Source organism: Boseongicola sp., assembly GCF_057460485.1.
In genome coordinates, this window is record NZ_JBVCWP010000134.1 from 1 (window position 1) to 10469 (window position 10469).

Annotated in this window: 9 protein-coding genes and 3 pseudogenes; 8 read left to right on the forward strand and 4 right to left on the reverse strand. The window is 53.4% G+C overall.

The window, feature by feature from the left end:
* A pseudogene (locus tag AC221Y_RS14505) lies at positions 1-109 on the reverse strand (IS6 family transposase); the annotation flags it as partial.
* A gap of 12 nt (positions 110-121) precedes the next feature.
* On the opposite strand from AC221Y_RS14505, the pseudogene AC221Y_RS14510 reads away from it, so the two are divergent.
* The 3 genes and pseudogenes from AC221Y_RS14510 (at position 122) to AC221Y_RS14520 (ending at position 3450) form a co-directional block, all read left to right on the forward strand.
* Positions 122-938, forward strand: a pseudogene (locus AC221Y_RS14510) (IS5 family transposase).
* A 215-nt stretch (positions 939-1153) separates the two neighbouring features.
* Positions 1154-2302 (forward strand): amidohydrolase, encoded by a 1149-nt coding sequence (locus tag AC221Y_RS14515; RefSeq protein ID WP_299757498.1) that lies wholly within the window; start codon positions 1154-1156, stop codon positions 2300-2302.
* A gap of 2 nt (positions 2303-2304) precedes the next feature.
* Positions 2305-3450 carry a M24 family metallopeptidase gene (locus AC221Y_RS14520; RefSeq protein ID WP_299757500.1) on the forward strand — a complete coding sequence of 382 codons (1146 nt, stop codon included), beginning with the start codon at positions 2305-2307 and terminating at the stop codon, positions 3448-3450.
* A 187-nt stretch (positions 3451-3637) separates the two neighbouring features.
* Here the strand turns inward: AC221Y_RS14520 and AC221Y_RS14525 are convergent.
* A pseudogene (locus AC221Y_RS14525) lies at positions 3638-4300 on the reverse strand (IS6 family transposase).
* Positions 4301-4402: 102 nt separating this feature from the next.
* Positions 4403-4861: an Lrp/AsnC family transcriptional regulator gene (locus AC221Y_RS14530; RefSeq protein ID WP_299757502.1), complete on the reverse strand. Its 459-nt coding sequence runs from the start codon at positions 4859-4861 to the stop codon at positions 4403-4405.
* Between the two features lie 193 nt (positions 4862-5054).
* On the opposite strand from AC221Y_RS14530, the gene AC221Y_RS14535 reads away from it, so the two are divergent.
* The 5 genes from AC221Y_RS14535 to AC221Y_RS14555 all read left to right on the forward strand — a co-directional run bounded on the left by AC221Y_RS14535 (position 5055) and on the right by AC221Y_RS14555 (position 9666).
* A complete protein-coding gene (locus tag AC221Y_RS14535) occupies positions 5055-5909 on the forward strand; it encodes a transporter substrate-binding domain-containing protein (RefSeq protein ID WP_299757504.1) in 855 nt (284 codons plus the stop codon).
* A gap of 71 nt (positions 5910-5980) precedes the next feature.
* Positions 5981-6646: an ectoine/hydroxyectoine ABC transporter permease subunit EhuC gene (ehuC, locus tag AC221Y_RS14540; RefSeq protein ID WP_299757506.1), complete on the forward strand. Its 666-nt coding sequence runs from the start codon at positions 5981-5983 to the stop codon at positions 6644-6646.
* Positions 6647-6656: 10 nt separating this feature from the next.
* The gene (ehuD, locus tag AC221Y_RS14545) at positions 6657-7328 is read left to right on the forward strand and encodes an ectoine/hydroxyectoine ABC transporter permease subunit EhuD (protein WP_299757508.1); all 672 of its coding nucleotides are present in this window, start codon (positions 6657-6659) and stop codon (positions 7326-7328) included.
* 16 nt (positions 7329-7344) lie between these two features.
* Positions 7345-8151, forward strand: coding sequence for an ectoine/hydroxyectoine ABC transporter ATP-binding protein EhuA (gene ehuA, locus AC221Y_RS14550; RefSeq protein ID WP_299757511.1), 807 nt, complete (start codon positions 7345-7347; stop codon positions 8149-8151).
* 42 nt (positions 8152-8193) lie between these two features.
* A complete protein-coding gene (locus AC221Y_RS14555) occupies positions 8194-9666 on the forward strand; it encodes a pyridoxal-5'-phosphate-dependent protein subunit beta (protein ID WP_299757513.1) in 1473 nt (490 codons plus the stop codon).
* A 187-nt stretch (positions 9667-9853) separates the two neighbouring features.
* Here the strand turns inward: AC221Y_RS14555 and AC221Y_RS14560 are convergent, their stop codons facing one another.
* A complete protein-coding gene (locus AC221Y_RS14560) occupies positions 9854-10435 on the reverse strand; it encodes an MOSC domain-containing protein (RefSeq protein WP_299757516.1) in 582 nt (193 codons plus the stop codon).
* Positions 10436-10469 lie beyond the last annotated feature (34 nt).

Below are 10469 nucleotides of genomic sequence, written 5' to 3' on the forward strand. Positions count from 1 at the left end.
CCCGCACCGTTTCGTGGCTGATGTCGACGGCGCGCTCGTGCAGCAGGTCCTCGACATTGCGGAGCGAAAGGGGAAAGCGAACGTCCATCATGACCGCCAAGCGGATGATCTCCGGGCTGCTGTGAAAGGGCGTGTTTTCGTCATGAACAAAGGCTGCGAAACCACCCTGCCCGCCTCAAGAAGATTTATTCTGACAATGCCGGCGATTGAGCTCTGCCTGACCTTTGGCATGATCTTCAAGCAACCACTGCGGCAGGCCGAAGGCTTGATGCGCTCCATCGCCGGCCTACTGGGGGTTGAGATCGCGGTGCCGCATTACACGACTTTGTCACGCAGAGGCAACGGGCTGAGCTTGTCTGATAGAGCTATTTCCAAGAATTCCAAACCGGTCCTGGACAGTACAGGGCTGAGGATCTTCGGCGAGGGTGCCCTCTTGGCGCAAGCTGCACCTTGGCCTCGATCTTGTCAGTGGCCAGATCGTCTGCTCCAATTTGACCACAGATGACATTGCCGATCCGACTGCCCTACCGGGCCTGCTGGATCAGATCACCGGCCCGGGTGACCTGTTTCTGGCGGATGGAGCGTACGATGGAGAGCCAACATGCGACGTTCTAACCGAACGCTTCGGTTCGGCGATCAAACTCACGATTCCACCACCCAAGAACGCGGTCCTGAGCCCCGGCGCCGCCCGGAACCCGAGAATTCGTGACCGCCATATTGCTGAGATACACGCGCACGGTCGGATGGCATGGCAGAAGGCATCGCGCTACAATCGGCGCAGCCGGGGTGAAACACTGATGGGCCGCTGGAAGACCGTCATCGGGCCTAAGCTCAAGGCGCGCTCGTTTGAAAATCAGGAAACAGAAGCCAGGATTGGCGTCCGGATCCTTAACCGGATGACCGAACTTGGCCGGCCCAATTTCGATCGCATCGCCTGAAATCCATCTCGGGTAGGGCGCGTTCCGACCTCCTCTGGCTCCATGAAACAAGGCCGTAAGTTCCTAGCAGACGTCAGAATTGTGCCAATTATCCACGTTCAAAATAACCCCAACGGCGGAAGTATTCAAAATCCCGCTTCAAAAAGTCGCTTTTTGCCTTCAGAAGGAATAATTGCAGTTAAGTTACTCTCAAACTGACACATACGAGCGACTTAATGGACCATATAGACCTTATCGCGCTGCGCCACGAATTTCACCGCACTCCCGAACTTGGCTTTGCAGAGGACCAGACCAAAGCGCGCGTAGCCGAGATATTGAAAAGTCTCGGACTGGAAGTCCACGAAGGCGCGGGCGTCGTCGGCATATTGAAACGAGGGTCAGGCAATAGAGCTATCGGCTTGCGGGCGGATATGGACGCGCTGCCCATACATGAGACAAGCGCCCATAATTATGTTTCCCAGACCACCGGGGTCATGCATGCCTGTGGTCATGACGGTCATATGACAATGCTTTTGGGCGCGGCGGCGTCATTGGCAATTGATCCTGACTTTGACGGGACTGTGGTTTTCCTGTTCCAACCGAATGAAGAACACGGGCTCGGGGCGCAGGCCATGATCGAGGAAGGCGTGTTGGAGCGCTTCCCAGTTGAAGAAATTTACGCCATTCATAATTTGCCTGGCGTGCCCGTTGGCCAAGTCTCCACGCGGGCAGGGCAAATCTGCTCCAGCGAAAGCCTATTTGAGATCTTGATCGAAGGGCAAGGCGGACATGCTTCAATGCCACAAGTAGGGGTTGATGCGATTACGGTTGGAGCGGAAATCGTGCAGGCCTTGCAGACAATCGTATCGCGGAAATTGGCACCGGGTGCTGGCGTGGTCGTGTCTGTGACTGAGTTTTTGACCGACGGTCAGCGCAACGTCCTCCCGGGCACCGCAACGCTCAAGGGAGATGTCCGCGCACGTATGCCCGGAGACCGCGAGGCGGTTGCCCGCCTGATGCGCCAGATTGCCAAAGGGATCGGTGCCGCCCATGGCGTATCGGTGTCCGTTTCGTTCAACACCGAATTCATCGAGACCATTAATGCAGAGGAGCCGGTGCAAGCGGTGGTCGATGCCGCGCGTGCCCTTGGTCTGAAGGCAAACGGCAATTGTGAGCCGATGAGTTTCTCAGAAGATTTCGCGCATTTCTCAGACGCTATTTTAGGGTGCTTCTTGCTGATGGGGAACGGCGAAGAAGGCCCCTGTGGGCAGCCCCTGCATTCAGCGGATTACGACTTTAACGATGACCTTTTGCCTATCGGTGCTGCGTTCTGGGCGCAGCTTGTCCGGGATCGCCTCCCGAAGAGCGGCACACAGGAGACATAATTATGTTCGAGCCGCGCATGAGTGCATTTCGCAATTGTCTTGCGGAGAATGGGATCGACGTTGCTCTCATTACGGATGACGACAATGTCTATTACCTGACGGGCTACTACGACTATCTGCACATGGAGTTCGGTCGCCCAACTATATTGGTCGTGCATCGCGATGGTCCGAGCCTTTTGATTACCCCAACAATCGACCTCAACAGTGCCGACGCCGCAGCCCGCGTTGACACGATTGCCGCGTGGAATGACGGCATGGGCGAGGAATGGCGTGCCGAATTACCCGCAGCTGTCGAAAGGGCCAACCGCGTTGCCATTGAGCCAAACCATATGCCAGCGCTTGTGCGCAAATATATCGATGAACTGGTCGGGGCGCAAACCCTGGCCTCAGCAACACCGCTGCTGTCAAACATGCGCATGATCAAATCCGCGCAGGAACTGCAACTGGCGCGACATGCAGGCCAAGTTGCAGACGCCATGATGGCGGCAGGCCGCGCGGCGATTGGGGATGCTGTTGCGGAATACGAGGTTGCCCTTGCGACAGCGCAAGCCGGTACGCGCAAGTCTGCAGAGCTCTTAGCGGCGCACTACGACGATGCCGATATGTCGCCCAACACGCATTTTCTGCAAATCATGGCTTCCGGCGAGATGATCACCAAGACCCATCACCGTGCCACGACACGAATCATGCGGCGGGGCGAGCCGGTATTTCTGTGCTTGTGCGGCATGACCAATTTCCATCGTTTCAAGCTGGGATTTGATCGCACGTTCTGGATTGGTGAGATCGCGGATACGTCACAGGCGCAGGTCTATGAAGTTGCGCTGGCTAGCCAAAAAGCCGCCCTTGATGCGTTGCGGCCCGGCGTGACCGCGGAGAGCGTACACGCGGCTTACGCAGACGTCATTCAGGAGGCAGGGTTCGAGTATCCCTTTAGATGCGGGCGCGCGACGGGATTTAGTTTCTTGGAGGCCCCGCAGTTGGTGACGGGCGACACGACTATTTTGCAACCCGGCATGGTTCTTGCGGTCGATGGTTCTGTCAGTGTGGATACATTCCGCGCCCAAGTTGGGGACAGTTTCATCATAACGGAAGAGGGGTATGAACCATTAACTGATCACCCGAAGGCGATTGATCAAATAATTTTGTGACGAAGCCAATGTGATCTTCAAATGAGCCTCCCGCATGTCGTTTGGGCGGATACTATGGTCAACTTGCGCGCTTACAGTTGTGCGCCTCAGCAAGACCCTCTCTCCGCAAACCCTTCATGGTTGCCGCCAGGCTAATTCGAGCCCGTCTCAGCTTACTGTTGAGTGCGTGAATATATGCCGAACAAAATTACCGCCACTCGCCAAAAGCGGCGGTGCGGTTCGGCTTGAAATTGACCCTAGTGTAGAGATGCCGTTCCTATTTGAAATTCCCATGGACGGAAGCCTGAGCGGTGAAAAATTTATGCAAACTTCGCATGCGCCTAGATCGAAGATCTAGGCTCTGTCTCGCCTTCGAAATGGCAGGTGAGAATTCTCGGCGCGATTGTTGAGCCAGCATCCCGTTTCCTGTTTCGGAGCATGGCCGACAACTTCAGTCACTGCGCCATATGATCGGAGATTATCTGTCACGATCACTTCTTGATTACCGTATCGCTTGATTGATTTTCTAATGAATTTCAACTCCGCTCTCCAGGACCTCTCCATCATGAGCAACGGCGCGCCACAAGTAGTGCGCCTTACTGCTGATCTTCACAAATAACTCGTCCAAGTGCCCTTGCCCGTTCGAGTAAAATCACACCCGGTCGGCTCAATTCATGCGGGCCTCAACAAGCATTGAGCCAAAACAGTTCCACCAAGACCGCACGCCTTCATCGCTGATCTCCATCCCACGCTCATACAAGGGATCTTCCACGTTCCTTAGCGATAGCAGAAACCCGATAGACATCATCACCGCCACGCCGATGGCTTGTGGGCACGTATTGAAATAGCGAAACGGACTACGTTTTCTCATCCACAAAAGCTTATTCGTTGCCCCGCCTCGCCTCAAGTCAGTTTGCTCTGACGGTGCGTCGGACATTGATCTGTTAATTGTATTACTCAAAAATCGTGTCGTTCAAATGGGTACCGTCAGGCCGGTTTTTGTGCTGTCCATAACAACTGACGTACGAAAACGTTTTACATTCATGTCGTCAAAAAATAGCCGCTGAATAAGAGCCTGATATTCTTTCATATCCTTGGCCAATGCGATCAAGGCGAAGTCGGCTTCGCCAGTAATATAATAGCATTGCTGAATTTGCGGCTCTGACCGCATCTTCGTGCGGAAAGCGTCTAAATGCTGAACTCGTTCGCGTTCCAACTCGACCAAGATCAAAAATGTCATTTGCAGTCCGACTGCTTCGGGGTCCAGTTCTACCATTTCTCCGCGGATGATACCGGTGTTCCGAAAGTGGCGAATTTTACGCTGAATTGTTGGAATCGAAGCACCCGCTTCGATCGCAATATCTTCTAGTTTGGTGCGAGAGTTGGCTTGAAGCATACGTAGAATGGTTCGTTCAATCTGGCTCAGTTCCATTTTGATGTTATCCGGTCATGAATACATGCTATTTAGGTTCATTTTGATCACACAAAGTGCTATTTTGCGATACACTTGTGCAAATATATGCCTAAAATGATCAAGTCTCTCTGCGATAAGCTGGGAAAACTTGGGGCGGTGATTGGTTTTTCATTCCCCAGCATGTGAATGTAAGAGAAAGAGGTGAAATAGAATGCTTCAGAACTTAAAGTCAAAAGCTCTATCCGTGATGGTAGGCGCTCTGCTGATTGGAACTGCCCAAGCGGCAACGGCAGACGAATTGTCAGATAGAATAAACGCAGGTGAACCTATCCGTCTTGGCTTCGCGACAGCTATTCCTTGGGCGTACCCAGGCGATAATGGCGAGCCTTTAGGCTTCGTGAACGCAATTGCATTGGTAGTGCTTGAAGAAATGGGGATCACCAATTACGAGACATCGGTGAATGAGTGGGCCGGTCTGATCCCTGGCTTGCAAGCCAATCGCTATGACATCATCACCGGCGGCATGTATATTCTGAAAAGCCGTTGTGAGAACATGAACTTCTCGGATCCAATTGGACTTTTCGGCGACGCAATGTTGGTTCCCGCTGGCAATCCAAAAGGCATCCATAACTATCAGGACGTGATCTCTACCGGGGCCAAATTGGTCACTGGTGCTGGCTTCAACACTGTAGAAGCCGCCAAAAAAGAGGGCGTACCAGAGGACCAGATGATGCTGGTGGCTGGCGAGGTCGAGATTCTTGCGGCGATGAACGCGGGCCGTGCTGATGTTGCGGTTCAGACATTCTTTGGCGCCAAAGAACATGTCGACAAGTCGAATGGAAAATTTGAAGTGACCAATCCGGCCGATATGCCCGAGTGGACCAAGAACTGGGTCGGTATTGGCATGCGCCATTCAGACACTGATTTCCTGGCAGCGTTCAACGAAGCAATGGCCAAGGTTGTCGGTGGAGAGGCTTGGATGGCAAATACAGCCGAGTATGGTTACACCGAATTTCAACTTCCCGGTGAAGATGCCTCGACCGAATTTGCCTGTGCAAATCGCTAGACCATAATACTCGGATCAGGCGGCGCAAATATGCTGCCTGATCCAGTCTACCACCCAGACAAGGCCGCATCGTGAACTATTGGGAATTCCTGATTCAGTATCTGCCCAAGATGGCATCCGGTGCGGTTATGACGGTCAGTGTGATGATCTGCGCGCTGCTTTTGGCTGTCACGATCTCGATCATCTTCGGCTTGATGCGAATAACAAATAGCAAGCCAATTCAAGGCGTAGCTTTTGTATACATTGAGTTTTTTCGCGGCACTTCCCTGTTGGTCCAGCTATATTGGATATACTATGTACTCCCGTTGATGGGCCTGACCTTGTCGCCGTTCATGTCCGGTGTCATTGCTCTTGGTCTGAACTTTGGTGCCTATGGGGCCGAAGTGGTGCGCGGCGGCATTCAAGCCGTTCCAAAAGCCCAATGGGAAGCGGCGCTGGCGCTGAACTTCTCTTCCAAGCAACGGATCCGCCGGATCATTATCCCGCAGACATTCACAATCATCTTGCCGCCAGCCGCAAACCTGACGGTGGAATTGCTAAAGGCAACGGCATTGGTTGCATTGATTACAGTGGTCGATTTGATGTTTGTCGCCAAACAGCTCAACGCAACGACATGGCTGTCCGCTCAGGTTTTTGGCACTGCCTTGTTGGTGTACTACGCGATGGCACGCTTTGCCTTAATACCGTTCCTGCGTTGGCTGGAAGTTCTGGCAGCACGCAAGGTCGGTAAATCATGAGGGCACACTGATGGAATGGCGTTGGGAATTCGCAATAGAAATTCTGCCTCGGATGCTTTGGGCCACGGGCAACACATTACTGGCTGCTGGTGCGGGCTATGCTATTGCAATGGTTGTCGGGCTGATCCTGATGTTCGGACAGCAAACCCCTTATCGCGTTGTAAACATCGTTGTGCGCGAGTTGGTGGAATTTGTGCGTTCGACCCCATTGTTGGTACAGCTTTTCTTCGTCTTCTTCGTAGCACCGCAGTTCGGTGTTACCTTGTCTGCATGGACCTCTGCGATGTTGACGATTGGTCTGCATTTCGGAACCTACCTGTCAGAGGTTTATCGCGGTGCATTGGAAGGCGTTCCAAAGACCCAGTGGGAAGCCTGCCGCGCCCTGAATTTTTCTACGGTTTACACTTATCGTAGGGTGATCCTGCCGCAGGCCTTTCCAATCGCTTTGCCCGGAATGGGCAACTATCTAGTGGGCATATTCAAAGACACACCGCTGTTGGCCACCATCGGGGTCGCAGAACTGATGCACACTGCAAATGCGCTTGGTGCAGAAACCTATCGCTATCTGGAACCCTATACGATGGTCGGGTTTATCTTCCTCATTATCTCCTTGCCCACGGCATTGGGGCTGCGCCGACTTGAAGCCGCCGTTGCCCGACATCAGGGCAAAATTAAGCACTAAAGGTCGAATACCAATCATGGATACAAAACACCCGCTTGTCCTGCCCGAAGGAGGCCCTTTGGTCCGCTTTGCGGACGTGACCAAGCGCTACGGCGATCTGACTGTCTTGGATCAACTGAACCTTGATGTTGGTCACAATGAAATGGTCTCCATCATCGGGCCTTCCGGGTCTGGCAAAACGACGGTTCTACGCGTCTTGATGACGCTCGAGGCGATTAATGATGGTGTGATCTATTTGGACGGCGATCCACTGACCCATATGCCCAAGGGCAACGGGCTGGTGGTCGCCAATGAAAAATACCTACGTCAGAAACGAACTGGCATTGGAATGGTGTTTCAGCAATTCAACCTGTTTCCGCATATGACCGCGCTGCAAAACTGCATCGAGGCTCCAATCCAAGTGCTGGGAATGAACCGCGATGAAGCCGAAGACCGCGCGATTGATCTGCTGCGGTTAGTTGGGATGTATGAAAAGAAAGATCAGCATCCGTCACGATTGTCCGGTGGCCAGCAACAACGCGTGGCAATTGCACGGGCATTGGCAATGCGCCCAAAGGTGATGTTGCTGGACGAGGTCACTTCGGCGCTGGACCCCGAAGTTATCGGTGAAGTCCTGAACGTAATCCGCTCGCTGAACAGCGAACATAACCTGACGATGATTATGGTTACCCACCAGATGGGTTTTGCTCGCGAAATTTCCGACAGGGTCTGTTTCTTCTACGCAGGCAAGATCGCCGAACAAGGCACGCCGGATCAACTTTTTGACGATCCGCAAAACGATCGCACAAAGCAGTTTCTGCGAGCAGTGCTGGACGCGAATTAAACCACATTTGCAATCAAGTTTTGTACCGAGAAGGCATCTGCGATGATACCAGGATTAGAAACTGAGATTATAGACCCCGAGGCCTATGAGCGCAGCGTAAATCGCCTTCGTGAAATGAAAGTTGTCTTGCCCAGGATTTCTGATCTTGCGGATCCGAAATGTCATTTGGCCGAGAAGTTCAAAGACATCGCCGATGTAGACCCAGACGCAGCCGATCCTCGAAACCTGTTCCGGGTAAATTGGCACAACGCCTCGGATCGGCGTGGTTTTAGCGATGTTCCAGATCATATGGTCCTGACCGAAGAGTTGACCGGAGTTAAAGCGAAGATTGTAGTGGCGCTGGGTAACCGCTTTCCAATGATCCACACGCACAAGGTACTGGCTGCCTATGGCTGTCTGATCCCTCGGCTGATGTCTGGCAGTTTCGATGCCACGAGGCATCGGGCTGTCTGGCCCTCGACCGGTAATTATTGTCGCGGTGGCGTTGCCATCGCGACTTTACTTGGGTGTCGATCAGTGGCCGTGCTGCCCGAAGGGATGAGCCAGGAACGTTTTGACTGGCTGAACCGTTGGCTGGCGGACCCGGCAGACATTTACCGCACACCCGGGACAGAAAGTAACGTCAAAGAAATCTATGATGCATGCCATGTGCTTGAGAAGGATCCAGAAAACCTAATCTTGAATCAGTTTGGTGAATACGGGAATTATATCATCCACCGGGCTGTCACCGGCCCGGCGTTAGAATGTATATTCAACCATGTGAACGCACCGGGCGGTCTGACAGCCCGAGCGTTTGTTGCTGCATCAGGCTCTGCTGGAACACTTGCAGCCGGCGACCATCTGAAAAACGCCCTAGGTACTCAGACCGGCGTGATCGAAGCGTTGGAGTGCCCGACGCTGCTGTATAACGGCTATGGCGAGCACAACATTCAGGGCATCGGTGACAAGCATGTGCCACTAATTCACAATGTGATGAACTCAGATTTCGCTATTGGTGTATCGGATCGTGCCTGCGACGGTTTGAATCTGGTTTTTAATACGACACCGGGGCGCGAATATTTGACCGAACGGCGCAGCCTTGGCCAGCGGGATTTGGCTAGCTTGGGCAATCTTGGTCTGTCATCAATCGCAAACGTCTTGGGGGCAATTAAATACGCCAAATATATGGGGCTTGGAGCTAATGATGTTGTCCTGACAATCGCCACAGATGGCGCGGACATGTACCACTCCGAACAGCGCCTCGCTGAGGAAAAATACTACGCAAACGGGTTCAACAAACTCGGCGCAGCCGAAAGTTTTGGCCAGGCAATTTTAGGCGCGTCTACGGATCATATGATCGAGATGACTCGGATAGATCGCGAGCGTATGTTTAACTTGGGCTATTACACTTGGGTGGAACAACAAGGCACGTCCGTCCGAGATTTCGACCGGCGCCGTGATCAGGGGTTCTGGGACGGCCTGATGGATCTCGTTCCCATCTGGGACGGAATGATTGATCAATTCAACGCGTCATAAGCGTGAATTCAGCCGCAAACTCAGTCTTCCATGTGGGGCGCAAGAAAAAATCATCCCGATGGCAGTCCGTCTGACAGGTGCAAAGGTAGCCGGATTTCGGCTACCACCCAACCAATGACCTGAAGCGCATTGCATCGCATCCTGAAACACCACGGATGTCGACCGCGTTGAACCGGTTAAAGGTGCTCTACTCCGGTGCCCAAGCACGCTGTGTTGGGACAAATAATTCCACCGTATCGCCCACACTCAGCGGTCCAGGTCGCTCGACCCAGGCTGTGACCCCGCGCCGCCCGTTGGCGGCCTGCTTAAATGCCTTTCCATGGCCCGGGCGATCCGTTTCGATCTCCTTGGCTGGCCAGTTGCACGGCGCGTTCTCCAGATCCACGGTAAATGTCGTGCCCATCTCCGTCTGCAGGCGGGATCCTGGCGGGATGTGGGTGAAGTCTGGGATGCCTTCGATCACGATTGACGCGCCAAGCCACGTCGGATCCAATTCCTCTAACCCAATTTTGGTGGCTATTTCGGCGTTTTCCTCCGTGGAAAGAATAGACAGTTGACGGGAGTTTCGAATTTCCGTGCCCTTGGGGTGCAACATAGTCACGCGCACGCAAGACGCGCGCGTCGTACCTGAATGCGCTTCTCCAACCACACCGGCAAACGTGGCTAGCGCATCAGTTAACGCTACGGACCTGATGTTGATCTCTGGCGCGGTGACCCGACCTAGCCATCTGATGGTGCCAGTATGCGCGGATTTGACTAAACAAGGCATGAGCGTTCCTTTTGCCGGTGATTCTCCCGTTCTA